A 23,491-nucleotide genomic window follows, 5' to 3' on the forward strand; every position below is an offset into this window, starting at 1 on the left:
TCCTTTTTGATCTACTTTATCGGGCGGGTTCTGATTGACCGGATCGCTGTGCAAGGTAACTGTGGCGCATGTCTTTTACTGATCGCCTTACCCGTTACCCGCGCCCCTATGACTTAGACAGGGGACAAGATGCGCTATCGCATCTTCCTGATTTGCCAGCGGCGTTGGTTCCGCTGATCGAAGGCACAGCCGGGTGCAGCCCCTATCTCGCGACTTTGTTACAAGTCGAAGCGGCATGGATTGTTTCGGCAATGGAAGCCCCAGAGCAGGCTGTTGACGAAATCATGCGCGGATTGCCCGAAATCTCGCTCGACGCACTGACTGCACATTTACGCCAGTGCAAACGGCGGATCGCGCTGATTACCGCGTTGGCCGATTTAGGTGGCGTATGGCCATTAGAGACCGTTACACAAGTTTTAACCGACTTTGCGGATAGCGCTGTTCAGGCTGCTTTGGTGCGACTAGTCGAGGCAGAAGTAACGCGAGGCAAGCTGCCCAGTGGCAATGATCCGTCGCAAGCCGGCGGTCTGGTCGCGTTAGCGATGGGAAAGATGGGCGCGGGCGAATTGAACTATTCGTCCGATATCGATCTGATTTGCCTATTCGATGAAACCCGATTTGATCCCGACGACTATCACGAAATCCGCGCCAGCTTTATCCGCGTGACACGACGAATGGCTGCGATGCTGTCGGATGTTCGTGGGGGCGGGTATGTGTTTCGGACCGATCTGCGCTTGCGGCCTGATGCGTCAGCGACCCCGGTTTGTTTGTCGATGGAAGCCGCCGAACGGTATTATGAAAGTGTGGGCCGGACATGGGAGCGTGCCGCCTATATCAAGGCGCGCGCTTGCGCGGGCGATGTCGACGCCGGTGGTGGATTCCTAGATACACTGCGCCCGTTTGTATGGCGCAAGCATTTGGATTTCGCCGCGATCCAAGACGCCCATGACATGCGTCTGAAGATCCGTGACCACAAAGGACTGCACGGAAAACTTGTGCTTGAAGGGCACAATATGAAGTTAGGGCGCGGCGGTATCCGCGAGATCGAGTTCTTTACACAAACGCGGCAATTGATTGCAGGTGGGCGTGACCCGTCACTGCGCGTGCGCGGAACACGCGACGGGCTGAATAGGCTGTCGGCCGCTAATTGGTTGCCTGAAGATGATGCTGTAACGCTATACGATCATTATAAATTTCATCGCGAAGTCGAGCATCGATTGCAGATGATCAATGACGCGCAGACCCATCACTTGCCAAATGACGCGGACGGTTTCGAACGCCTTGCTGCATTCATGGGAACGGAAGTGGATGCACTAAGGTCGGAAATTTCGGATCGTATCGAAGAGGTGCACGCGTTAACCGAAGGCTTCTTTGCGCCCGATGCCGCGCCAAGCGAAACCAGCGATTGGGGCGCGGAAATTGTTGCGCGGTGGGCCAATTATCCAGCCTTCCGGTCATCTCGCGCAATCGAGATATTTGAACGGCTTAAGCCTGAAATTTTGGCTCGACTGCAAGAGGCCGCAAAGCCGGACGAGGCTTTGATCCAGTTTGATGGTTTCCTGTCCGGCCTTCCTGCTGGCGTGCAATTGTTTTCCTTGTTCGAGGCCAACCCGCAGCTGACCCAATTGATCGTGGATATCGCTGCGACTGCGCCAGAACTGTCGCAATATCTATCGCGTAACTCTGGCGTATTTGACGCCGTGATCGGCGGCGCGTTCTTTGACCCTTGGCCGGGCAAGGATGGTTTGCAGGCTGACCTGACCGCCACTTTGGGTTCTCTCGACGATTACGAAACCCAACTTATCGCTGCGCGCCGATGGGCAAAGGAATGGCATTTCCGCGTTGGTGTACATTTGCTGCGCGGTTTGATCAGCGCAGAGGTGGCGGGTAGCCAATATGCTGATCTGGCAGGGGCTGTTGTCGCGGGGCTATGGCCGATCATCGTTGAAGAATTCACCAAGAAACATGGTTCGATGCCGGGGCGCGGTGGCGTGGTTCTGGGCATGGGGTCGCTTGGAGCCGGGCGGTTGAACGCGGAATCAGATCTCGACCTGATTATGGTGTATGATGCCCAGGGGATTGAGGCATCAGACGGGCGTCGTGCGCTTGCGACCCGTCCATATTACGCGCGATTGACCCAAGCATTGGTAACCGCGCTTTCTGCGCCCATGTCAGAGGGGCGTTTGTACGAGGTGGATATGCGGTTGCGCCCGTCTGGCAGGCAGGGGCCGGTCGCAACCTCGTTTGAGGCGTTTACAGATTATCAGCGCAACCAAGCCTGGACGTGGGAGCATCTGGCGCTGACACGCGCGCGTGTGATGGCAGGTAATCCAGAGCTAGCGGAAGAGATTGAAAACGTCCGCGGTGCCGTCTTGGCCGAAAAGGGTAAAGGCGAAACCGTTCTTGCCGATGTCGCAGATATGCGTCGCCGGATTGCGGCTGCAAAACCTTCTCAAGGTGATTGGGATGCCAAGATTGGCCCCGGTCGCTTGCAGGATATCGAACTGTTCGCACAGACGGCATGTTTGCGTGCTGGGTCGTCGGCACGTGAATTGGACGCACAATTAAAGGCCGGTGTCGCAGACGGCTGGGTGAGTGCCGCTGACGCGCAGGCGGTGAACGACGCGGCGCGGCTTATGTGGCGCTTGCAAGCGGTTGCTCGTTTGTTAACCGGTGGGCCGCTGCGCCCTGATGAAGTTGGTGAAGGGGCCAAGCGTTTGATCTTGCGTGAAACAAATTGCCACGATCTGGCAGACCTGTCTGACCAGTTGCACGCGCAGGCCGCAGCTGCTGATGCGGTGATTAGCCGGATGTTGGGTGCAGCAGATGACGCGTGATCCCATCGATCCGACTGGCCTGATCCGTGAATCGTTCCGGATCGAGGGCATTACCACAGCAGAATGCCGGACAATATTTTTGGAATGGGCGATGGGGACCGATGGTGATGTCGACACCAAGGCCGCGATCAAAACGCATCTCGTGAATTACAGCGACATGCCGCAGGATCATCCGATGATCGTTACGCTAACAGCAGCATTGGATGATGTGCGCCCGCCCAAACGCAGGGGCGGCAGGCGAGCGCGCGTTCGTGATTAATCAGCTAGCTTGCAGCTGTGACGCCTCGTGGGCAAGCGCTGTAATGCCAGCCCAATCGCCCGCTAGTACCTTACCCTTGGGTGCAACCCAAGATCCGCCAACACAAAGAGTGTTGCTTAGGCTTAGGTAATCATTCGCATTTTTAAGGCTTACGCCGCCAGTCGGGCAGAACTTAACTTGTGGGATCGGTGCGCCGATCGCCTTAAGCGCAGGTGCGCCGCCGTTGGCTTCCGCAGGGAAGAATTTTTGCACGCTATAGCCGCGTTCCAGTAGGCGCATAGCCTCGGACGCAGTCGCAATACCAGGTAACAACGGCAGGTCATTTGCTTCGCACGCGTCTAGAAGTCGGTCGGTCGCGCCGGGTGATACGCCGAATGTTGCACCTGCTTCTTTTGCAGCTTCGACGTCTTTTGGTGTCAGCAATGTGCCAGCGCCAACAACACCGCCGGGCACTGACGCCATCTCGCGGATCGCGTCCAGAGCGGCAGGTGTACGCAATGTGACTTCAAGTGCGGGGAGGCCGCCAGCGACAAGCGCACGCGCCAAATCGGCTGCTGTGCTGGCGTCATCAATTACCAAGACAGGGACAACAGGGGCAAGCAGGCAGACTTTGGCAGCGGCGGCAGAGGCTTCTTGTGGGGTCATGTTCCAGGCTTTCATCGGTTATTGGTGCAGCGCGGCGTCGTTGACGCCGCGTTGGTATGCTTATGGGAAATATGTGTCAGCTAGACAACCACTGCGGCGCCTTCAGATGAAAGACCCACGTTGCGGCGGAAGACTTCGAACAATTCACGTCCAACACCGTTGCCGTTGCCAGTCAGGTCAGCGATTGCAGGGCTGCGCGTGGTCAGGTCCACACCCAAGACATCAATAGTTCCCTTTGTGGCGTCCAGACGCACCATGTCGCCGTCTTGGATCAGGCTGATTGGGCCGTTATCAGCGGCCTCGGGCGATAGGTGAATTGCTGACGGCACCTTGCCGGAAGCGCCAGACATACGACCGTCAGTGACCAGTGCTACTTTCAACCCACGATCTTGCAGAACGGCAAGCGTTGGTGTCAGCCCATGCAATTCGGGCATGCCGTTTGATTTCGGCCCTTGGAACCGAACCACGATGATTGTGTCTTCGGTAAACTCACCAGCTTTGAACGCGTCTTTGACGGCCTCTTGGGTGTGGAACACACGGGCAGGGGCTTCGACGATGTGGCGCTCTTTTGCGACGGCAGAGGCTTTGATTACGCCGCGGCCTAGGTTGCCGACAAGTTGCTTCAACCCACCTTCGGGCTGGAATGGGTCGCTTGCAGGGCGCAGGATCTTTTCGTTCAAGGATTTGCCAGCACCAGCGGAATAGGTAATCCGACCATCTGTCAGTTTGGGTTCCTGCATATACAAATGCAGCCCGTCACCCGCGACCGTTTTTACGTCATCGTGTAGCAGGCCAGCGTTCAGCAATTCACCAATCATAAACCCAAGACCGCCAGCAGCATGGAAGTGGTTCACATCTGCCAGCCCGTTTGGATAAACCTTCGCCATGAGCGGGGTTACATCTGATAGGTCGCTGAAATCTTGCAGATCAAGGATGATACCAGCCGCACGCGCCATTGCGGGCAGGTGCAGCACAAGGTTCGTTGATCCACCGGTGGCCATCAGGCCGACAAGGCCGTTCACAAATGCCTTTTCATCCAACACATCGCAAACAGGGGTGTATTGGTTGCCCAATGCCGTAATTTCCAACGCACGTTCGGTGCCCGCCGTTGTCAGCGCATCCCGCATTGGCGTGTTCGGGTTCACAAACGATGCGCCGGGTAGGTGCAGGCCCATGAACTCCATCAACATCTGGTTGGTGTTGGCTGTGCCATAGAAGGTACAAGTACCCGGCCCGTGATAGGATGCCATTTCAGAGGCCATCAATTCGTCGCGCCCAATTTCGCCGACAGCGAATTTCTGGCGGACTTTGGCTTTTTCGTCGTTCGGCAAACCGGATGTCATCGGACCTGCGGGCAGGAACACACTTGGAATATAGCCAAATGTTGCAGCGGCCATGACAAGGCCGGGAACGATTTTGTCACAGACGCCAAGATAGATCGCAGCGTCAAAGACGTTATGCGAAAGGCCAACACCCGCAGCCAGCGCAATCACGTCACGCGAAAATAGGGATAGCTCCATTCCGGTCTGGCCCTGCGTCACGCCGTCACACATAGCGGGAACGCCGCCTGCAACCTGCGCCGTGCCACCGGCCGCACGCGCAGCTGCACGGATCAGATTCGGATATAGTTCAAAGGGTTGGTGCGCCGACAACATGTCATTGTAGGCAGTGATAATTCCGATGTTCGGTGCGCGCCCCTCGGCCAATGTGGCTTTGTCTTCGCCCATCGCAGCATAAGCGTGGGCAAGGTTACCGCAGGCCATATGGGCGCGGCGTGGCCCTTCGGATGCGGCACGGGCCATATTTTCGAGGTAGGCTTGGCGCGTATCTTCCGAACGGGCGCGAATGCGGTCGGTGACCGCGGCGATTTTGGGATGAAGTGGCATTGGCTTCCTCATGGCATTTCTTTGATGCAATCTTATCACAGTCTGTTAGCGCTAACAAGTATCATGCGGGAAGGAAAATGACTAAAAGTTAGCTAGCACTACCTAAACGGTTACAAATTATGATTAAGCGTGCTAGCGGGTTGCGCGTTGAACTTCAAAGAAAAGACCAGGAGTTGTTTATGTTCAAAAGCTTACTAAGCCTAATGGTGCTGCTCATTGGGATGGCAGCATGTTCGTTGCCGACGTCACAGTCTGATGTGCGCCCTGTGATGGATCGGTCGTACACATTAACTGGTCTGAATTTTGCAGTTGCCGAAGGGTTAACCGTTTCTGAAGAAAATCGGTACTATCCGACATCCGACATTGTTTGGCGTGGCGATGCCCCGGGTCCGCGCGGCGATCAAATCGGCGCAATGTTTAAAACGGCTGCTGAGCGGAATAAATCGGTCATTCGTGGCGATGTTCCGATTGTGATCGATGTGCAGCTTTTGCGGTTTCACGGCGTTACCGAACGCACGCGCGCGTCGATTGGCGGTGTCTACAACATTATCTTCATGCTGACGGTTCGTGATGCGCGCACCGGCGAAGTGATTGAGCCGGCGCGCCGGGTTGTTGCCGATCTTCCTGCTCCAGGCGGTAGTGAAGCGATGGCGTTAGAGCACCAAGGCCGCACCGAAAAAGTCGAAGTGACCAATTTTCTTACTGCGACCTTGCGTAATCAGCTTATCTAAGACGTCTTCCCAAGCGGGGGTAAATAGGGGTAGGAGAGCAGTTATGAATACAACTGACACCTCCCCCGAATTGCCCGTCGTCCGCTTGATCCCCAAGGCCGAAGCCCGTGCCATCCGTCACGGCTTCCCTTGGGTCTATGCCAATGAATTGGTAACAGACCGACGCACCCGTAACCTAACGCCCGGCACGATTGCGCGGCTCGAAGATGCCAACCGCACGCCCATGGGTATTGTCGCGGTGACGCCTGCGTCAAAAATCATTTGCCGCATGTTGGACCAAGATCCAGATGCAGTGATCGATCAGGCTTGGTTCGCGACCCGCCTGACACGCGCTCTTGCGCATCGTGAACGTCTATGTGACGCGCCTTTTTATCGACTTGTTCATGCAGAATCTGATGGGTTGCCCGGTGTTATCATCGACCGCTTTGGCGACGTCGCCGTTGTTCAGCCAAATGCGGCATGGGCTGATGTTCTGATCACACCGCTTGTTGCGGCGTTGCAGGATGTCACCGGTGTAACCACCGTGATTATGAACGGCACAGGTCGGGCTCGCACGTTGGAAGGTCTCGAAGAAAAGACCGTCGTTCTTGTTGGCGATGCGCCAGCAGGACCGATCCCTGTGCCGATGAACGGTGCAACCTATATGGCCGACGTTATGGGCGGTCAGAAAACGGGTCTGTTCTTTGATCAGCGTCCGAACCATGCCTTTGCGGCAAGTCTGGCCAAGGACGCCCGTGTGCTTGATGTCTTCTCGCATGTTGGTGGTTTTGGTTTGGCTGCTTTGGCTGGCGGTGCGAAATCAGCATTGGCTGTCGACGGTTCAGCACCAGCGCTTGAACTGGCAGAGAAGGGCGCAGCAGCGATGGATGCCGCTGATCGCTTTGAAACGCGCAAAGGCGATGCGTTTGATGTCTTGGCCGCGTTAGCCGAAGAAAACGCAGAGTTCGATGTCGTCGTTTGTGACCCGCCAGCGTTTGCGCCGACACGCAACACCGCCGAGGCCGGGCTGCGGGCCTATGAGCGCGTTGCGCGTTTGGCGACGCCACTGGTTGCCGAAGGTGGTTACCTAGTGCTGTGTTCGTGTTCACACGCGGCTGACATCACCAAATTCCGCAATTCATGTTCGCGTGGGATTGGTCGGGCCGGACGGCGTGGGCAGATTATCTACACGGGCTTTGCTGGCCCCGATCACCCGCAGATGCCGCATTTGGCCGAAAGCGGATACCTAAAGGTAGTTGTCTACCGCCTATGAGGGTCATGATCGACGCCTGCGTTCTTTATCCAACAGTCATGCGCGAAGTCGTGCTTGGCTGTGCGGGCCACGGCCTTTTCGAACCGCGTTGGAGCCCGCGCATTTTAGAAGAATGGGCGCGGGCGACGATCAAGCTGGGACCGGAGCAAGAAGTCTGGGCGCGGGGTGAAATCGCGATGCTCAATGCAAAATTCCCAAAGGCAAGCGTTAGCTACGACACCGCAATTGAGGCGCGGTTTTGGCTACCAGACCCCGCCGACATTCACGTGCTTACAGCGGCAGTTGTTGGATCATGTGATGCGATTTTAACGATGAATGCCAAGGACTTCCCCGGGAATATTCTAGCAGAGGAAGACCTGATGCGCCGCGACCCAGATGGGTTCATTCGCCAGATGTTCGAGGATGCACCGGATAAGGTGCGTAACGTTGCCGATGGCGTTTTAGCCGAAGCAAACCGGCTGTCAGATCGACCATGGGAGATGCGCACCCTGATGAAAAAAGCGCGGCTTCCACGCTTTGGTAAGGCATTAGTGGCCTAGCGCCACTTTGCCTCGTTTGCTTCGATAGCTGCGATGCGTAGCGGCGTTTTAGGGTGGCTCATCAACCATGCAGGCGCGCTGGCACCACGTGCGCCAGTCAGCCCTTCAAGCTTCGCAAAGAGAGATTTTTGCGGTGCGGTGCCGATGCCGGATTTTGTCAGTAGCGCCGATGCATAGGCGTCCGCCTCGAACTCATCTGAACGTGACATGCCCGCAGCGACCAGTCGCATCGCCATCGTCGCCAGCCACGGGCCGATAACCGGAATAAACCGCCCAAGCACCATCGCAAGCGCGGTACGCATCGCGTTTTGCCCAGAAAAGTCGATCATTCGGCGCTTAGCATGCCCCAAGGCGACATGCCCCAATTCATGCGCAATGACGGATGCCATTTCTTCGGCGCTCACTTTGCCTTCGCGGTATTTGTTGAAAAATCCACGCGTGATGAAAATCCGGCCATCTGCGACGGCGAGCCCATTAACAGGTTCGATCTCGTAAATATGCACGCGGATGCGATCGATCTCTAGGGCTTTGGCCATACGTGCTGTTAACTGGTTTAGTACCGGATCGTCCATTTCGACCGACTTTGCGTCCAGTTCACGCGCGGTGCGCCAGACGGAGAACCGATACATCGCAAGCCCGTAGAGGACCGCCAGAAGAATAGGGGTAAATCTGATCATGTCTTAGATATTGGGGGCGAGTTGCAGAATAGCAATGGGGATCAGCGCCCCAATGACTTCATGCCAGCTTCGATACCTGACAATGTCATCGGCACCATACGGTCTGCGCCAAAGATATCTTGGATCATTTGAACGGATTGGGTGTAACCCCAATAGCGTTCATCTAGCGGGTTGATCCAAAGATGGCTTGGCCATTGGTCGCGTGCGCGGGTCAGCCATGTTTCGCCGGTTTCGGCGTTCCAATGTTCATTTGCGCCACCTTTGAACGCGATCTCATAGGGAGACATGCTCGCGTCGCCGACAAAGATGCATTTGTAGTCAGGACCATAGGTGCGCAACACGTCCCAAGTTGGCGTCTGGTCATCCCACCGGCGCGCATTGTCGCGCCACACACCTTCGTACAGGCAGTTGTGAAAGTAGAAATGCTCGAAATGTTTGAATTCAGATTTGGCCGCGCTGAACAGTTCTTCGACCAGCTTGATATGTGGATCCATGGAGCCGCCTATATCAAGGAAAAGCAGTACCTTTACGGCATTCCGGCGTTCCGGTTGCGTTTGCACATCCAGATAACCGTGTTCAGCAGTGGCGCGGATCGTCCCGTTAAGGTCTAGCTCATCATGTGCGCCATCACGTGCCCAGCGGCGTAGCCGTTTCAGCGCGACCTTGATATTGCGGGTGCCCAGTTCAACAGTGTCGTCCAAATTACGAAATTCACGTTTATCCCAGACTTTAACGGCACGTTGATGGCGGCTTTCTTTTTGGCCGATGCGTACGCCTTCGGGATTGTAGCCATATGCGCCAAACGGTGAAGTGCCGGCTGTGCCAACCCATTTGTTGCCGCCCTGATGACGTTCCTTTTGTTCCTCAAGCCGTTTTTTGAGCGTCTCCATCAGCTTGTCAAAGCCACCCATCGCGTCGATTTCAGCCTTTTCAGCCTCGGTCAGGTGTTTTTCAGCCAGCTTTTCCAACCAATCGGCGGGAATATCTACGGCGTTCATCACGGCCTCTGGTGGGATCGCGTCCAAGCCTTGAAAGGTCGCAGCAAAGGCGCGGTCGAATTTATCAAGGTTGCGTTCGTCTTTGACCATGATGGTCCGCGCGAGGAAATAAAACGCTTCGATATCATAGGTCGCAAGACCTGCTTTCATGCCCTCAAGAAACGACAGGAATTCGCGTAAGGATACTGGGACCCCTTGATTACGCAAATTGTCGAAGAAGGGCAAAAACATCTTTTACACGTAGCTGCGTTCGATGAAAATTAGGGTGAACAGTCCGACCAGTCCAAATATGATTGCAAAAACAAACGCCCATTGTACGATGTCCTTGCCAGCGCCACCGCGTATCTTGGCGCGCAAGGCCCCCAAAACAGCCCCGAATAAAATTCCGATCAGCGGGTAAATCATGGGTCAGCCCTTTGTTAGCTAGGTGGTTCTTGTGGTCGCAATGACGCGATTTCATTGAGCCGTTCAATCACTTCGTCACGACTTCCGAACCCGTAACGCCCCCATGCGAGACTGTCCAGTCGCAGTGCCATGCCTGCGTCAGTGTTACCTTGCATGTCCAGCGCTTCGGCTTTGAACATCATCAACAACGCCATAAGGGCCGCATTTTCGTGGCGGCGCGCGACGGGGATCGCCTGATCCGCGATACGTATCGTTGTTTGCGCATCGCCTGATATCAATGTGAATGCCGCCATCTGCACGGCGACATGGGCGGCGTGAATGTCGGTTGTTGGGCTTTGGGCGAAGGCAATGTTTGCTGCATTGAATGCATTCAGTGCTTGCGACGCATCATTGCTGATTTGAAGACGGCCATAGGCGTAATACGCAAAACCTTCGCGTGCGCCGCGCCACCCAAGTTGGTTCCCAATATCGATGGCGCGCGCTGCCGCCGTTCGCCGAGATGCTTCGCTGCCGCGGCCGCTTAGGGCGGTTTCCATCGCGTTAATCCACGTCCGTGGTGTTAACCGTACTGTCTGACCGCCACCGTGCTGGCCGCGCGGGTTTAGCCGTGCCAGAATGCTGGGTAGGCGGGCTGCGACGTCAGAACGTGACATGCCGTTGCGCAGTTCAGGGTCGTAAAAGACACGTAAAATCAATGTGTCAAAGCCGGTAAGCACAGCGTGAATATTGTCATCGTTGTAAACAGAATCAGGCAGGCGATAAAGATCGTTAAGCGGCCCGAGCCCTTGGGCTAATTCTTCGTGCAGGCAATCGCGCGCTTCTTGCGGAGGGATGCCTGTCGGGATGAAAATCGCCGCATGTTCGCGTTTGGTCAGCGTTCCCCAATTTAGCGCGCCATTGCGACCAGAGCGTTGAAGTTCTGACCAGCTTTGTACGCGCGGAACGACAAAACATGCCGCGTTCGGTGCTGCGCGCTGCATTTGACGCTGTGATACCGTTTCGATGACGATGCTTGCGTTCGGATTTTCGGTGCGACGAATGTCGATCCGCGCCTCTGACCGTAGCCGCGCGAGCAATAGATCCAAATCGCGTGACATCTGCGTGGGGACCTGTCCAACAGTGCTTACTGTGATCGGCTCTTCAAAGCGGGTGAGCGCAGCAAGGGGCTGACCGCTCTCCATCCGAAACACCAGATCAAGAAAATCTTGCGCGATTTCTGAATTTGGACGTTGTGGTGGGGTGGATGTGGCCGTGGCAAAGCTGCGCATCGCCGGGAACTCAAGCAGGGTCGGCGGCGGTCCCTCGGGGACTTGAGTACAAGCTGACACCAAGGCCAGTGCAAAAGCGGCAAAAGGTTTCATGCAGGCCTTTGGTATTTGATGAAATTGGTGAGCGTTCCAACCCGGTCATAAAGCTGGCGACCTGTCTGATTGTCGTCTTGGGTCAGCCAATAGACATTCGGAGCACCAGCATCATCAGCGGCTGAATAGACAGCCTCGATCAGTTTGCGGCCCACGCCAGTGCCGCGCACAGATGGCGCCGCGAACAGATCCTGCAAATAGCATACGTTTTCGACGCGCCAGCAGTGGCGGTGAAACAAGTAATGCACCAATCCGACGGGTTCACCGTTTTGCTCAGCGATCAGGCAGTTGAAGTCATGGCTGTCGTCGGTCAACAGTCGCGCGAATGTCGCGTCATAAACATCCGTTGGTAAAGAAGTTTTGTAGAAAGCTAGGTAGCGTTCCCATAGATTGTCCCAAGCGGGTCGATCCGTAGCGCGGAGCGGTCTGATTACCGTTTCTGTCATCTTTACCTGCTTATAACCTAAATGCGACCATATCTGTCTTTATGGGCGGTACCAGTAAAATAGCCGTGCGCGACTAACGTCCAGAGCGGGCCATGAATGCGAGTCGTTCAAACAAATGCACGTCTTGTTCATTCTTCAAAAGGGCACCGTGCAACTTGGGAAGCGCATTGGCACCATCACGCTTTAGGTCATCCGATGTTAAATCTTCGGCCAATAACAACTTGAGCCAATCCAGCACTTCTGACGTCGACGGCTTTTTCTTGAGGCCAGTTGTCTCGCGGATTTCGTAAAACTGAGTCAGTGCAGTTGTAAGAAGTGCCTCTTTGATGCCGGGGTGGTGGACCTCGACGATTTGGCGCAGCGTTTCCGCGTCCGGGAAGCGGATATAGTGGAAAAAGCAGCGGCGCAGAAACGCGTCAGGCAGTTCTTTTTCGTTATTGGATGTGATGATGATAAGCGGGCGATGCTGGGCGCGAATGGTTTCGCCTGTCTCATAGACGTGGAATTCCATTCGATCGAGTTCTTGCAAAAGGTCGTTCGGGAACTCGATATCGGCTTTGTCGATCTCGTCAATCAGCAGAACGGTCCGTTCGGGGGCCGCAAAGGCCTGCCAAAGTTTTCCTTTTTTGATGTAATTTGCGACATCATTCACACGCTCGTCGCCCAATTGGCTGTCACGCAAACGGCTGACTGCGTCATATTCGTACAAGCCTTGTTGCGCCTTGGTTGTGGACTTAATACTCCACTCAATCATAGGCATATTCAGCGCCGCGCTGACTTGCCGGGCCAGTTCTGTTTTGCCTGTGCCGGGTTCGCCCTTAACTAAAAGGGGTCTTTGCAATGTCATAGCAGCATTTACCGCCATATTTAGGTCATCTGTGGCAACGTAACTGTCGGTACCGGTAAACTGCATCTTCGCGAACCCTTTGATTTGTGTGGTCAACCTAGCAGGTCGCCAGCGATCATCAACATACCGCCAAAGGATAATTTCAGGGGGTGACAGTGAGCCCCCAAGAGAGTAAACCCCGCTTAAAATAGGGCAGAGGGAACGCAATTACGGCCCCAATCCTCTGCCACGCCGGAGAATTGATAGGGTATGACGATGAAAGCCGAAACGTTTCTGCCAGAAGACTATATTCCAGCCGATAATGAACCGTTCATGAACGAACGCCAAACGGAATACTTCCGCCGCAAGCTTTTAAACTGGAAATCTGAGCTTCTTGAAGACACCCGCGACACTGTCGCAGGCATGAAAGATCAGACTCGCAATATTCCCGATGTTGCAGACCGCGCATCCGAAGAAACTGACCGTTCGCTAGAGCTACGCACACGCGACCGTCAGCGCAAACTGGTCACCAAAATTGACGCAGCGCTGCGCCGCATCGACGAAGGTGAATACGGTTACTGCGAAATGACAGGCGAGCCGATTTCGCTTAAGCGCTTGGATGCACGTCCAATCGCCACAATGAGCCTTGAAGCACAAGAACGTCACGAGCGTCGCGAGAAGGTGCATCGCGACGACTAAGGTGCAACATAAAGCACAACGCAATGTCGCCATCATCGGTGGCGGCATCGGTGGCCTTACAGCAGCCTTGGCGTTCGCACGACAAGGCGCGGCGGTAACCGCTTACGAACAAGCGCCCGAACTGACCGAGGTTGGCGCAGGGCTGCAAATTACCCCTAATGGAATGCGGGCGCTTTATGCGCTGGGTCTGGAGGCCGCGCTCGATATGAGCGGGGTCAAAGCCAAGGCTGTGATACCGACGGATGCTTTGTCCGGGCGTGAAATTGCGCGCTTTGATCTGACTTCTCAATCTCCTCCATACCGTTTCTTTCACCGCGCGGCGCTAATTGATCTACTTGCACGGGGGTGCGCCGCAAATGGCGTGACCGTGCAGCTTAACGCGCGGATCACGGATGTACGGCCCGATGGATCGTTTGATGTCGATGGTATTCGTGTAACGCCAGACCTGACGATTGGGGCTGATGGTGTACGGTCGAACATACGTGGTTTGATCAACAAGCCGGCAGAGCCTTTCTTTACAGGTCAGGTAGCATGGCGCGCATTGGTTAAGGTCGAAGATGCTGATCCGGTGGCACGGATCTGGATGGCGCCGGGCCGGCATATGGTGACTTATCCGTTGTCTGGTGGGCGGCTGAACATCGTCGCAGTTCAGCAACGCAGTCAGTGGGCTGAAGAAGGCTGGCATCACCAAGATGACCCGGGCAATCTGCGCCAAGTTTTTGCAGACTGCCACTGGAGCCTGAAATCCATTCTGAGCGATGTTGAAAAGGTGAACCTGTGGGGGCTGTTCCGGCATCCGGTTGCCCAACGCTGGCATGCGGGATCAGTGGCAATACTTGGTGATGCAGCGCACCCGACGCTGCCATTCCTTGCGCAGGGTGCCAACCTTGCCATCGAAGACGCCTATGTGCTTGCGCATTGTTGTGATGAACACACCGATCTGGCACAAGGGTTGCAAGCCTATCAAGCAGCGCGGCGCGATCGTGTGGTCAAAGCTGTCAAAGGCGCGAACGCGAATGCGCGAAACTACCACCTTGGCGGCGTCCAACGCTTTGTTGCCCACGCTGGGCTGCGCACGATGGGAAAGGTCGCGCCAAACGCGTTCCTCAACCGGATGAACTGGCTTTATGATTTAGATGTGACGGCTTAGCGCCAGTGATTGTTGGTCATGTAGGTGACGCGCTCAAGCACTTCGAAGCTGCCAAAATCAACGCGGAATACATCATTTTCGACGCGCATATAGACCCAGCCATCACTGACAGGCGGCAGGCCGTAGTAGCGCGCGTTCATCAGTACCGAATGTTCCCCACGTTCTAAGTAGCTTCCGACTTCAACAGGGCTAGGGCGTGGAGCAGTAGACTTTGGAACGGACACGCAATTGGTCCCAGCGACCGCAATACGGCACTGTGCATATGAAATTGATGGAGTCATGCAGGCCGTAAACGCGGCCATAAACAAAGTTTTTCCGAGCATTTTAAACGCGCTCCTTACAGCTAACCAAATCTGCTCGATTATTGTTTTTTGTGTGTTTAGCCGCTTAAGCGGCTAGGTCAACCCATACGGGCACGTGATCTGATGGCTTTTCCTTGCCGCGCACCTCGGATTCGATCCAACAATTGTTCAGCAAATCGGCACATTGTGGCGTCAGCAAAAAGTGGTCGATGCGGATGCCGTTGTTCTTTTCCCAAGCGCCAGCTTGGTAATCCCAGAACGAATAATGGCCTGCACCAGATTCGCGCGCGCGGAAAGCTTCGGTAAAGCCAAGGTTCACGATCTTGCGGAATGCCGCGCGGCTTTCTGGGCGGAACAATGCGTCATCGCGCCACACATCTGGACGTGCGGCGTCTTCGGCTTGGGGGATGATGTTGTAGTCGCCTGCCATCAGGGCAGGGGTTTCTGCTGCCATCAACTCTTGGGCGCGATTATATAACCGATCCATCCAGCGCAATTTGTAGTCGTATTTCGGGCCGGGGGCGGGGTTTCCGTTTGGCAGGTAAAGCCCGCAAATGCGGATTGCGACATCGCCCACGACGGTTGCTTCTATATAGCGGGCTTCTTCGTCATCGACACCTTCACGTCCAGCGCCAGCGGCGCCCGGCAGGCCGCGTGTCACGTCTTCTAGCGGGAGCTTGGACAGGATCGCGACGCCGTTAAAACCCTTTTGACCATGGGTTTCGACGTTGTACCCTTTGTCTTCTAGGATTTCGCGCGGGAAGTTTTCGTCAACCGATTTGATCTCTTGCAGGATCGCGACATCGGGGTTGGCATCGTCCAACCAGTCAGTCAACGCGTTGATGCGTGCTTTCACGCCGTTGATGTTGAATGTCGCAATTTTCATGGCTGCCCCTCGTTTGGGGCAGTTTTGCCGCAGTAGGCGGCAATGCACAAGCGTTTAGCTTTTGGGTTTGTCGTCAGTGCGTACCGGGATGCGGGCAAGCGACGTCATCAGCCCCGGAAAACGTACAGTTTTCCCTTTGGTTTCTGCGTTATTCACATGCGCACGAAAAACAGCAAGCTGCACAAGCATCGCAACAGCGAAAATCGCCAAGGCGATCTCTGTTGGGGTTATCTTCATCAGTTGGTCGAGCATTGTGAGACTCCTCTGTCACAAGACGCTTAACATATTATGGGTCGCTGCGCAAAAGATTGCGAAAAGCGTCATAATTGGTTCGGCGACCTTTCAATTCAGATATAATTACGAATGCGCGCCTGCGGTAGGCTTGAACCCCGAAAAAAGCGGTGACCATCGCGATTGTAATACTGGCAGCGGTCAGAATATCGGCAGATCCATAGACCACGGCCCCAAATGCACCCAAGATAAGTCCGATAATTGTCCCCATGACAAGCCGACTTGGGATTAGGTCATTTTCGAGCTTGGCGATGTCGCTATCCAAATCTCGGATTTGATCGGTCAAAGATTCGGAAATTGCCTCGGCCAAGTCGCGGTAGATCATCGAATTCGTGGCGCGTGTGCCAGTAACCAGCCTGTTGCGCAGATCAATGCGTGATTGGCCAGTCGTGACCGCCTGATCCAACAGATCTGCGATCTCGATCTCGCGACCGCTCCAATCATCATCTCGTTCGTCGCGTTGCACCTGATCCAAGATCAGCCGCGCCAGCCTTGGATTGTTTTGCATTACATCGAAAACGAAGTGCCGCAGCCACAAGACGACGCAGCATTCGGGTTTTCGATAACAAAGCGTGCGCCGATCAGCTCTTCAGAAAAATCAATGACGGCGTCAGCTAAAAAGGGCAGGGACACCGCGTCGATCACGACGGTTTCGCCGTTGTCAGACAGAACCAAATCATCTTCTTTTGGTTCGTCCAAGTCGATTTCATACTGAAAGCCCGAGCATCCGCCGCCTTCAACAGCGATGCGTAGCGCCTTTCCTTGGGACGCAGCCCCGATTTCTGCAAGCCTTTCAAAGGCGCGTGGGGTCACTTTGGGGGGAATCGTCAGCATTTTGCGACCTATTCGTTTGTGTTCAATTGCAATATAGGGATCACAGGCAAGACGGACAAGGCAGGCAAATATCATGACAGCGTCATATGCGACCGACCCGGAAAATGCGCGCGGGCGACTTTACCCCGAAGAAGAAAGCTATTTTCGTTCACCTTTTCAACGGGATCGCGACCGGATTATCCACGCGTCGGCGTTTCGGCGGTTAAAACACAAGACGCAAGTGTTTATTGAGCATGAAGGCGATTATTTCCGCACCCGTCTGACACATTCGATCGAGGTTGCGCAGGTTGCCCGTACGATTGCTGGCACGCTTGGTTTGAACGTGGAACTCACCGAAGCTGTCGCGCTGGCCCACGATCTGGGTCACACGCCCTTTGGTCACACCGGGGAAGAGGCGCTTGATGAATTGATGCAGCCCTACGGTGGTTTTGATCACAATGCGCAGGCCTTGCGGATCGTGACCGATCTTGAACGGCACTATGCTGAATGGGATGGCTTGAACCTGACGTGGGAGACGCTGGAAGGTATCGCCAAACACAATGGCCCGGTAACGGGCGACATTCCTTATGCATTGGCTGCGTACAACGCGCGGCATGATCTTGAATTGCATACGCACGCAAGCGCAGAGGCACAGGTTGCGGCATTGGCTGATGATATTGCCTATAATAATCATGACTTACACGACGGTCTTCGTGCAGAACTTTTCAGCACAGATGATCTTGCAGAGCTACCGATCTTGTCTGATTGCTTTGCTCGGGTTGACGCAAAATACCCCGGACTGAACTATTACCGCCGCCGCCACGAAGCGTTGCGTCGGTTCTTTGGGGTGTTGGTCGAAGATGTAATCACGGTCACGCAACGTAATTTGTCGGATCTAAATCCGGCGACAGTGCATGACATTCGCCATGCGGGACGCATGATGGTTCAGTTTTCGCCAGAACTCTGGACGGACTTAAAAGTCATACGAAAATTCCTGTTTGATCGTATGTATCGTGCGCCGGCAGTCGTGGAAATGCGCGTGGTTGTGACACAAATGATCAACGACCTGTTTCCATTCTTTATGGAAAATTCGGACGAGTTGCCAAAGCAATGGCGCAAGGATGTGGCGGATGCACCTGATCAAATTACGTTGGCACGCATCGTTGCTGACTATATTGCAGGCATGACGGATCGGTTCGCGATCCAAGAACATAAACGGTTAATCGGCGGTGAAGTCATTCCGGCGGGGGTCATTGATGGCAATTGAAGTTGAAGCAGGCGCAATGGCGCCAGTAATGGCGTTCGCGCTGGTGGGCGCACTTGGCGTCGGGTCACAGTGGCTTGCGTGGCGGTTGCGCATGCCAGCCATTGTGTTGATGTTGGTCGCGGGCGTTCTGGTCGGTCCAGTGGCCGGGGTGTTTGACCCAGCGCGTGATATTGGACCCTTGATGGGGCCGATTATCTCGATTGCTGTTGCGATCATCCTGTTTGAGGGCGGTTTGACACTGAACTTTCATTCGCTAAGTGACGCTGCCAAAGGCGTGCGGCGATTGGTGTTTGTTGGTGCCCCATTGGGATGGCTGACATCGACGTTGGCGTTGCGTTACGGGGCGGGGCTGTCATGGGAAAGCGCTGCTGTCTTTGGCGGTATCATGATTGTGACTGGACCCACGGTAATCGCACCTTTGCTGCGCACCGCGCGACTTTCCAAACGCCCTGCTGCACTTTTGCAGTGGGAAGCGATCATCAACGACCCAATCGGTGCGTTGGCGGCTGTTTTCGCGTACGAAGTCGTCTTGGTCTTAAACACTGCCACGACGGTGCAAGCTGCTGTGATGGATTTAGTGATCGGGATCGGCTTTGCGACGATTCTGGGTGTCGCAGCTGGTTATGGGCTTGCGCGGGCGTTCAAGCGCGGTTGGGTGCCTGAATATATGAAGGTACCAGTGTTGTTTGCGCTGTTGCTGGCAATCTTTGGCGTGTCAGATCACGTGCTTCATGAAAGTGGGCTTTTGGCGGTAACCATAATGGGGATCGTGATCGCGAACGCGAACCTTCCTAGCTATGAAGAGCTACGCCGCTTTAAAGAACATGCGACTGTTTTGTTGGTTTCGGGCGTGTTTATCCTGCTTGCTGCCAGCCTTGATTTCGGCGCGTTGCGGCAGTTGGATATACGGGCATTCACGTTTGTTTTGGCCGTTGTTCTTATTGCACGTCCGCTGACTGTCTTCTTATCCTTGCTAGGTTCTGGCGTTCCATACAAAGAGCAAATTCTCGTTGCCTTAACGGGGCCTCGCGGTGTTGTACTTGTTGCGGTGGCGGGGCTGTTTGGCGACCGACTGATTGGTCTTGGGTTCGAAGATGCGACACTCATCGCGCCACTGGCCTTTGTTCTGGTTGCGTTTACCGTTGTGTTACATGGTTTTACCCTCGCGCCGTTTGCGCGTTGGCTTGGGCTAACAGGGGCAGATGTGCCCGGTGTGGTCGTGATTGGTGGATCAACATGGACAACCGCGTTTGCAGAGGCTTTGAAAAAGGCCGACGTGCCAGTGCTCATGACTGATCCCAATTTTGGTAATCTGCGTGGTGCACGGGCAGCGGGTATTCCGACTTTTTCTGGAGATATTCTGTCCGAAGCGGCCGAACAGCGGCTAGAGTTGATCAGCTATGCAACATTGGTCGCAGCGACGGACAATGATGCCTACAACACGCTGGTCGCGACCGACCTTGCGCCTGAATTTGGTCGCGATTCCGTGTTCCAAGTGATGCGCACTAAAAACGATAGCGCGCGCCATCAATTGCCCCGTACCTTAGGTGGTCGTAAATTCGGTGCAGAGGAAACCCACTCCGGTTTAAATCGTATGATTGCGGACGGTTGGACGTTCCGGATTACACGCCTAACCGAGGAATACACGCTTGAAGATTGGCGGACAAAACGTCCCGATGCGCACCTGTTCGCGCGTATAGGTCCAAACGGTGCGATCCGTTTGATCCGCAAGGACGAGGAGGTCAAAGGCGCACCAGACGTGCGTATTATTGCCCTGCGGCCACCCGGTGACGAAGAGGGCGAACAACCGCCAGCAGACACATGACCGCGCAAGTAACACTGGCCGAATGTGAGGCCGCGCTTGGGCATGTGCTTGATGCGCCAAAAGATGGTGCCATCATAAATGAACTATGCCTGCGTCCTGATGTTGGGGCGCGCGCATTCCCGGACAGCCTAGAGCTAACGGTTGAAAACGGCATCATTGGTGATCGTTGGAAGACTTCACCGTGGCTTCGGTTGCCCGATGGATCACCCGACCCGAAAATTCAGGTGTCTGTATTGTCAAAGCGGGTCATGGATTTATGTTGGCGGGATCAAGAAAACAAAGACCGTCATCCCGGCGATCCACTGGTTGTCGATATGGACCTTGGCATGGAAAACCTGCCCGTGGGGACGCGCCTAAACGTTGGCACTGCCGTGATTGAGGTAAGTATCCAGTTCAATACCGGCTGCGTGAAATGGCGCAACAATTACGGCGCTGAGAGCGTCCGATGGATCAATCGACGCGCAAACCGCCCGTATCGTTTGCGTGGTATTCTATGTTCGATCGTGCAGGATGGTGTCATTCATGTCGGTGACCGACTTCTAAAGGCATAGGCCACAATTATATATGCAAGCCAGCCCGTGACAGGTTTTGCTTGCATTGACGCTGCTGGTTACGATGTTAAACCCGCAGAAACTCTGTTTCCGTCCCAAATGGGACCAAAGGACCGCTATGAACCTGTTTGCTGATATCCGTACCCGTGTGATTTCTTGCCTTGATCAGATGGTCACCGAGGGCACATTGCCCGAAGGTCTGTCTACTGCTGCTGTCGCGGTGGAGCCTCCTCGCGATCCGGCACATGGTGACATGGCAACCAACGCGGCGATGGTTTTGGCAAAGCCAGCAAAGATGAACCCGCGCGCAATCGCAGAGGCATTAGCTGCGAAATTGCTGACTGATCCGATGATCACAGTGGCCGAGGTCGCAGGGCCGGGTTTCTTGAACATGCGCTTGGACCCAAGCGTCTGGCAGGGTGTTGTTAAGACTGCTCTGACTGATCTAGGATTTGGTCAATCGTCATTGGGGCAGGGCCAAAAGATGATGGTGGAATACGTATCTGCCAACCCAACCGGCCCACTGCATGTTGGTCACACACGGGGCGCTGTATTTGGTGACGCGCTGGCGCGGTTGCTGGATTACGCAGGCTATGACGTGACCAAAGAATACTATGTCAACGATGGCGGGGCGCAGGTCGATGTTCTCGCGCGGTCAGTCTACTTGCGGTATCTTCAGGCCCATGGTCAGGACGTTGAGTTCCCCGAAGGCACATACCCGGGTGATTACCTGATCCCGGTAGGTGAGGCGCTGAAAGCCAATGTTGGCGACAAGTTCATCGACAAAGGTGAACAGTTCTGGCTTGAAGAAATCCGCGAATTCGCGACCGAAGAAATGATGAAGCTGATCCGCGAAGATCTGGCCCAGCTGAACGTCACGATGGATAGCTTCTTTTCCGAAAAATCGCTTTATGGTACTGGTCTGATTGAAAAGGCGATTGCCGAGTTGGACGCGAAGGGGCTGATTTATCGTGGTGTGCTTGAGCCGCCAAAAGGCAAAATGCCCGAAGATTGGGAGCCACGCGAACAGACGCTGTTCAAATCGACCGAGCATGGCGATGACGTGGACCGGCCTGTGCAAAAATCTGATGGTTCATGGACCTACTTTGCGCCTGATATTGCCTACCACTATGACAAGGTGCAGCGCGGCTTTGATCAGTTGATCGACGTCTTTGGCGCCGATCACGGTGGTTACGTCAAACGGATGAAGGCCGCAGTTTCAGCGCTTTCCGACGGTAAGGTGCCGCTTGATATCAAGCTGACCCAGCTGGTGAAGCTGTATAAAAACGGCGAGCCATTCAAAATGTCAAAACGGGCAGGGACCTTTGTGACCCTGCGCGACGTTGTTGATCAAGTTGGCCCTGACGTGACCCGGTTCCACATGCTGACGCGGAAAAACGACGCGCCGCTTGATTTCGACTTCGACAAAGTGCTTGAGCAATCCAAAGATAACCCCGTGTTTTATGTAAACTATGCATATGCGCGGGTGAATTCAGCCGTGAACAAGGCAAGCGCATTTGCAAAGGTCGACGATGCGACATTGGCAGGGGTGGATCTGTCCGGGCTGACCCACGATGCGGAATTGAACGTGATCAAGAAGCTTGCTGAATGGCCGCGTTTGGTAGAAATCGCAGCCAAAGGACATGAGCCGCACCGCATCGCGTTTTACCTGTACGACTTGGCGTCTGATTTCCATGCCCTGTACCACCGTGGCAACGACGAAACCGCACTACGTTTTGTACAAGAGAGTGACGCAGACACAACACAGGCGAAAATCGCCCTTATCAGGTCCGTAGCGATTGTTATTTCGCACGGATTGGGTATTCTTGGGGTCACTCCGGCGGAAGAGATGCGCTAACGCACAGGCTGCCGGATTGACCTGATTTAACGGACCCATAAGCCAAAAAGGCGCGGGCAGTGAGGCAGAGATGGCAGTTTATAACGAGGGGTTCGCCCCATCGGGTGACGTATCGCGCACCAATAACATCATGAATTTTGCAGGCGCTGGCCTGTCCCTTGCGCTGATCATTGGGGTTAGCTTTTGGGGCTATAAGCTGATTATGCGCGACGTCAGCGGGATCCCCGTTGTGCGCGCCATGGAAGGCGAGATGCGCGTGCTGCCTGACAATCCGGGTGGTGCAGTTGCTTCGCATACCGGCCTGTCAGTGAACGAAGTCGCTGCATTGGGCGGTGTAGGCGGGCCAGAAGACCGTCTGGTTCTGGCGCCAACGACATCGGGCTTGGCCCAAGAAGACCTTGATGCGCAGCCCGTTGCTGAATCCGGTGAAATGCGTGCAACTGCTGCGGCTGCTGATCCATCCACCACCTTAGCGAGCGCTGACGTGCCTGATTTGGCGACGATGGAAGTTGATGAAATTCTGGCACTGGCCGATCAAATTGCGGCTGGTGCTGACCCGATTGTCGACACTGACACGACGTCAGCGGATACAATTTCTGCGTCTGTTCCCGGCGTTTCACGTTCTTTGCGTCCGATCATTCGCCCAGCAAGTCTACGCGTTTCTACGCCAGTAGTGGCTACACCTGTGGCGACGAACTCAAACGAAGTTGCTGTCAGCACGACAAGCTTTGTTGCAGGTACCAACCTTGTGCAGTTGGGTGCATTCCCGTCGCCAGAGTTGGCCGCGACCCAATGGGCGTTGATCGAAGGCCGTTTTGACACGTTGATCGACGGCAAAGAACGGGTCATCCAAGTAAGCGATCAATCAAGTGGCACGTGGTACCGTCTTCGCGCAAGTGGGTTCGCCGATCGTGCCGAAGCGCGCCGTTTTTGTGCCGCCTTAGAAGCTGAAGGCGCTGACTGCATCGCAGTCGTGGTTAACTAAGT

At 54.9% G+C, this 23,491-nt stretch carries 25 protein-coding genes; 12 read left to right on the forward strand and 13 right to left on the reverse strand.

What is annotated here, in order from left to right; translation table 11 throughout:
• Positions 1-68 precede the first annotated feature (68 nt).
• Positions 69-2,837, forward strand: coding sequence for a glutamine-synthetase adenylyltransferase (locus CYQ09_RS03815; protein ID WP_106744097.1), 2,769 nt, complete (start codon positions 69-71; stop codon positions 2,835-2,837).
• Positions 2,827-3,096: a hypothetical protein gene (locus CYQ09_RS03820; RefSeq protein ID WP_106744098.1), complete on the forward strand. Its 270-nt coding sequence runs from the start codon at positions 2,827-2,829 to the stop codon at positions 3,094-3,096. The genes CYQ09_RS03815 and CYQ09_RS03820 overlap by 11 nt, the downstream gene beginning before the upstream one ends.
• Here the strand turns inward: CYQ09_RS03820 and eda are convergent, their stop codons facing one another.
• Positions 3,097-3,741: a bifunctional 4-hydroxy-2-oxoglutarate aldolase/2-dehydro-3-deoxy-phosphogluconate aldolase gene (gene eda, locus CYQ09_RS03825; protein WP_106744569.1), complete on the reverse strand. Its 645-nt coding sequence runs from the start codon at positions 3,739-3,741 to the stop codon at positions 3,097-3,099.
• 80 nt (positions 3,742-3,821) lie between these two features.
• Positions 3,822-5,627 (reverse strand): phosphogluconate dehydratase, encoded by a 1,806-nt coding sequence (gene edd, locus CYQ09_RS03830; protein WP_106744099.1) that lies wholly within the window; start codon positions 5,625-5,627, stop codon positions 3,822-3,824.
• A 179-nt stretch (positions 5,628-5,806) separates the two neighbouring features.
• Between edd and CYQ09_RS03835 the strand changes: the two genes are divergently transcribed.
• The 3 genes from CYQ09_RS03835 to CYQ09_RS03845 are packed head-to-tail and all read left to right on the forward strand — an operon-like array spanning position 5,807 to position 8,149.
• On the forward strand, positions 5,807-6,358 hold the full coding sequence (locus CYQ09_RS03835; protein ID WP_106744570.1) for a DUF6778 family protein: 552 nt from the start codon (positions 5,807-5,809) through the stop codon (positions 6,356-6,358).
• A 43-nt stretch (positions 6,359-6,401) separates the two neighbouring features.
• Positions 6,402-7,610: an RSP_2647 family RNA methyltransferase gene (locus tag CYQ09_RS03840; RefSeq protein ID WP_106744100.1), complete on the forward strand. Its 1,209-nt coding sequence runs from the start codon at positions 6,402-6,404 to the stop codon at positions 7,608-7,610.
• Entirely contained in the window at positions 7,607-8,149 is a 543-nt protein-coding gene (locus CYQ09_RS03845; protein WP_106744101.1) for an RSP_2648 family PIN domain-containing protein, read from the forward strand. Before CYQ09_RS03840 ends, CYQ09_RS03845 begins: the two co-directional genes overlap by 4 nt.
• On the opposite strand, the gene CYQ09_RS03850 is transcribed toward CYQ09_RS03845, so the two are convergent.
• The 6 genes from CYQ09_RS03850 to CYQ09_RS03870 form a co-directional block, all read right to left on the reverse strand.
• Positions 8,146-8,826 (reverse strand): M48 family metallopeptidase, encoded by a 681-nt coding sequence (locus CYQ09_RS03850; RefSeq protein WP_106744102.1) that lies wholly within the window; start codon positions 8,824-8,826, stop codon positions 8,146-8,148. The genes CYQ09_RS03845 and CYQ09_RS03850 overlap by 4 nt on opposite strands.
• Positions 8,827-8,867: 41 nt before the next feature.
• Positions 8,868-10,055 (reverse strand): vWA domain-containing protein, encoded by a 1,188-nt coding sequence (locus tag CYQ09_RS03855; RefSeq protein WP_106744103.1) that lies wholly within the window; start codon positions 10,053-10,055, stop codon positions 8,868-8,870.
• A gap of 3 nt (positions 10,056-10,058) precedes the next feature.
• Positions 10,059-10,229: a hypothetical protein gene (locus tag CYQ09_RS18395; RefSeq protein WP_204353896.1), complete on the reverse strand. Its 171-nt coding sequence runs from the start codon at positions 10,227-10,229 to the stop codon at positions 10,059-10,061.
• A gap of 14 nt (positions 10,230-10,243) precedes the next feature.
• Complete coding sequence (locus tag CYQ09_RS03860) at positions 10,244-11,590, reverse strand: DUF2927 domain-containing protein (protein WP_106744104.1); 1,347 nt, start codon at positions 11,588-11,590, stop codon at positions 10,244-10,246.
• Complete coding sequence (locus CYQ09_RS03865; RefSeq protein WP_106744105.1) at positions 11,587-12,036, reverse strand: GNAT family N-acetyltransferase; 450 nt, start codon at positions 12,034-12,036, stop codon at positions 11,587-11,589. Before CYQ09_RS03865 ends, CYQ09_RS03860 begins: the two co-directional genes overlap by 4 nt.
• Positions 12,037-12,109: 73 nt before the next feature.
• Positions 12,110-12,949, reverse strand: coding sequence for an AAA family ATPase (locus CYQ09_RS03870; RefSeq protein ID WP_106744571.1), 840 nt, complete (start codon positions 12,947-12,949; stop codon positions 12,110-12,112).
• A 189-nt stretch (positions 12,950-13,138) separates the two neighbouring features.
• Between CYQ09_RS03870 and dksA the strand changes: the two genes are divergently transcribed.
• Positions 13,139-13,561, forward strand: a complete 423-nt coding sequence (gene dksA / locus CYQ09_RS03875) for an RNA polymerase-binding protein DksA (protein ID WP_106744572.1) — start codon at positions 13,139-13,141, stop codon at positions 13,559-13,561.
• 1 nt (position 13,562) lies between these two features.
• Positions 13,563-14,711: an FAD-dependent monooxygenase gene (locus tag CYQ09_RS03880; RefSeq protein ID WP_106744106.1), complete on the forward strand. Its 1,149-nt coding sequence runs from the start codon at positions 13,563-13,565 to the stop codon at positions 14,709-14,711.
• On the opposite strand, the gene CYQ09_RS03885 is transcribed toward CYQ09_RS03880, so the two are convergent.
• The 5 genes from CYQ09_RS03885 to CYQ09_RS03905 all read right to left on the reverse strand — a co-directional run bounded on the left by CYQ09_RS03885 (position 14,708) and on the right by CYQ09_RS03905 (position 17,024).
• Complete coding sequence (locus CYQ09_RS03885; RefSeq protein WP_106744107.1) at positions 14,708-15,034, reverse strand: hypothetical protein; 327 nt, start codon at positions 15,032-15,034, stop codon at positions 14,708-14,710. The two genes, CYQ09_RS03880 and CYQ09_RS03885, sit on opposite strands and share 4 nt — an antisense overlap.
• A gap of 64 nt (positions 15,035-15,098) precedes the next feature.
• On the reverse strand, positions 15,099-15,899 hold the full coding sequence (gene xth / locus CYQ09_RS03890) for an exodeoxyribonuclease III (protein ID WP_106744108.1): 801 nt from the start codon (positions 15,897-15,899) through the stop codon (positions 15,099-15,101).
• A 54-nt stretch (positions 15,900-15,953) separates the two neighbouring features.
• Positions 15,954-16,151 (reverse strand): hypothetical protein, encoded by a 198-nt coding sequence (locus tag CYQ09_RS03895; RefSeq protein ID WP_106744109.1) that lies wholly within the window; start codon positions 16,149-16,151, stop codon positions 15,954-15,956.
• Between the two features lie 34 nt (positions 16,152-16,185).
• Positions 16,186-16,698: a hypothetical protein gene (locus tag CYQ09_RS03900; RefSeq protein WP_106744110.1), complete on the reverse strand. Its 513-nt coding sequence runs from the start codon at positions 16,696-16,698 to the stop codon at positions 16,186-16,188.
• Positions 16,698-17,024 (reverse strand): HesB/IscA family protein, encoded by a 327-nt coding sequence (locus CYQ09_RS03905; protein ID WP_204353897.1) that lies wholly within the window; start codon positions 17,022-17,024, stop codon positions 16,698-16,700. Before CYQ09_RS03905 ends, CYQ09_RS03900 begins: the two co-directional genes overlap by 1 nt.
• 73 nt (positions 17,025-17,097) lie before the next feature.
• Here CYQ09_RS03905 and CYQ09_RS03910 point away from each other — a divergent pair, with 73 nt between their 5' ends.
• From CYQ09_RS03910 to CYQ09_RS03930, 5 genes are all read left to right on the forward strand, one after another.
• On the forward strand, positions 17,098-18,270 hold the full coding sequence (locus CYQ09_RS03910; RefSeq protein WP_106744111.1) for a deoxyguanosinetriphosphate triphosphohydrolase: 1,173 nt from the start codon (positions 17,098-17,100) through the stop codon (positions 18,268-18,270).
• Complete coding sequence (locus tag CYQ09_RS03915; RefSeq protein ID WP_106744112.1) at positions 18,260-20,095, forward strand: cation:proton antiporter; 1,836 nt, start codon at positions 18,260-18,262, stop codon at positions 20,093-20,095. Before CYQ09_RS03910 ends, CYQ09_RS03915 begins: the two co-directional genes overlap by 11 nt.
• A complete protein-coding gene (locus tag CYQ09_RS03920) occupies positions 20,092-20,646 on the forward strand; it encodes an MOSC domain-containing protein (protein ID WP_106744113.1) in 555 nt (184 codons plus the stop codon). Before CYQ09_RS03915 ends, CYQ09_RS03920 begins: the two co-directional genes overlap by 4 nt.
• A gap of 118 nt (positions 20,647-20,764) precedes the next feature.
• Entirely contained in the window at positions 20,765-22,504 is a 1,740-nt protein-coding gene (gene argS, locus CYQ09_RS03925; protein WP_106744114.1) for an arginine--tRNA ligase, read from the forward strand.
• 70 nt (positions 22,505-22,574) lie between these two features.
• A complete protein-coding gene (locus CYQ09_RS03930) occupies positions 22,575-23,489 on the forward strand; it encodes an SPOR domain-containing protein (protein WP_106744115.1) in 915 nt (304 codons plus the stop codon).
• Positions 23,490-23,491 lie beyond the last annotated feature (2 nt).

The organism is Yoonia maritima, from assembly GCF_002933395.1.
Taxonomy (GTDB): domain Bacteria; phylum Pseudomonadota; class Alphaproteobacteria; order Rhodobacterales; family Rhodobacteraceae; genus Yoonia; species Yoonia maritima_A.

What these genes read in the sequence shown, in the direction of transcription:
- CYQ09_RS03840 (WP_106744100.1), top strand. Translation starts at nt 6,402, where the DNA reads ATGAATACAACTGACACCTCCCCCGAATTGCCCGTCGTCCGCTTGATC.
- CYQ09_RS03835 (WP_106744570.1), top strand. Translation starts at nt 5,807, where the DNA reads ATGTTCAAAAGCTTACTAAGCCTAATGGTGCTGCTCATTGGGATGGCA.
- CYQ09_RS03885 (WP_106744107.1), bottom strand. Translation starts at nt 15,034, where the DNA reads ATGCTCGGAAAAACTTTGTTTATGGCCGCGTTTACGGCCTGCATGACT.
- CYQ09_RS03910 (WP_106744111.1), top strand. Translation starts at nt 17,098, where the DNA reads ATGACAGCGTCATATGCGACCGACCCGGAAAATGCGCGCGGGCGACTT.
- CYQ09_RS03900 (WP_106744110.1), bottom strand. Translation starts at nt 16,698, where the DNA reads ATGCAAAACAATCCAAGGCTGGCGCGGCTGATCTTGGATCAGGTGCAA.
- CYQ09_RS03905 (WP_204353897.1), bottom strand. Translation starts at nt 17,024, where the DNA reads ATGCTGACGATTCCCCCCAAAGTGACCCCACGCGCCTTTGAAAGGCTT.
- CYQ09_RS03930 (WP_106744115.1), top strand. Translation starts at nt 22,575, where the DNA reads ATGGCAGTTTATAACGAGGGGTTCGCCCCATCGGGTGACGTATCGCGC.
- CYQ09_RS03845 (WP_106744101.1), top strand. Translation starts at nt 7,607, where the DNA reads ATGAGGGTCATGATCGACGCCTGCGTTCTTTATCCAACAGTCATGCGC.
- CYQ09_RS03915 (WP_106744112.1), top strand. Translation starts at nt 18,260, where the DNA reads ATGGCAATTGAAGTTGAAGCAGGCGCAATGGCGCCAGTAATGGCGTTC.
- dksA (WP_106744572.1), top strand. Translation starts at nt 13,139, where the DNA reads ATGAAAGCCGAAACGTTTCTGCCAGAAGACTATATTCCAGCCGATAAT.
- CYQ09_RS03920 (WP_106744113.1), top strand. Translation starts at nt 20,092, where the DNA reads ATGACCGCGCAAGTAACACTGGCCGAATGTGAGGCCGCGCTTGGGCAT.
- CYQ09_RS03860 (WP_106744104.1), bottom strand. Translation starts at nt 11,590, where the DNA reads ATGAAACCTTTTGCCGCTTTTGCACTGGCCTTGGTGTCAGCTTGTACT.
- CYQ09_RS03850 (WP_106744102.1), bottom strand. Translation starts at nt 8,826, where the DNA reads ATGATCAGATTTACCCCTATTCTTCTGGCGGTCCTCTACGGGCTTGCG.
- CYQ09_RS03865 (WP_106744105.1), bottom strand. Translation starts at nt 12,036, where the DNA reads ATGACAGAAACGGTAATCAGACCGCTCCGCGCTACGGATCGACCCGCT.
- argS (WP_106744114.1), top strand. Translation starts at nt 20,765, where the DNA reads ATGAACCTGTTTGCTGATATCCGTACCCGTGTGATTTCTTGCCTTGAT.
- eda (WP_106744569.1), bottom strand. Translation starts at nt 3,741, where the DNA reads ATGACCCCACAAGAAGCCTCTGCCGCCGCTGCCAAAGTCTGCCTGCTT.
- CYQ09_RS03815 (WP_106744097.1), top strand. Translation starts at nt 69, where the DNA reads ATGTCTTTTACTGATCGCCTTACCCGTTACCCGCGCCCCTATGACTTA.
- CYQ09_RS03870 (WP_106744571.1), bottom strand. Translation starts at nt 12,949, where the DNA reads ATGCAGTTTACCGGTACCGACAGTTACGTTGCCACAGATGACCTAAAT.
- edd (WP_106744099.1), bottom strand. Translation starts at nt 5,627, where the DNA reads ATGCCACTTCATCCCAAAATCGCCGCGGTCACCGACCGCATTCGCGCC.
- CYQ09_RS03820 (WP_106744098.1), top strand. Translation starts at nt 2,827, where the DNA reads ATGACGCGTGATCCCATCGATCCGACTGGCCTGATCCGTGAATCGTTC.
- CYQ09_RS18395 (WP_204353896.1), bottom strand. Translation starts at nt 10,229, where the DNA reads ATGATTTACCCGCTGATCGGAATTTTATTCGGGGCTGTTTTGGGGGCC.
- CYQ09_RS03895 (WP_106744109.1), bottom strand. Translation starts at nt 16,151, where the DNA reads ATGCTCGACCAACTGATGAAGATAACCCCAACAGAGATCGCCTTGGCG.
- CYQ09_RS03855 (WP_106744103.1), bottom strand. Translation starts at nt 10,055, where the DNA reads ATGTTTTTGCCCTTCTTCGACAATTTGCGTAATCAAGGGGTCCCAGTA.
- xth (WP_106744108.1), bottom strand. Translation starts at nt 15,899, where the DNA reads ATGAAAATTGCGACATTCAACATCAACGGCGTGAAAGCACGCATCAAC.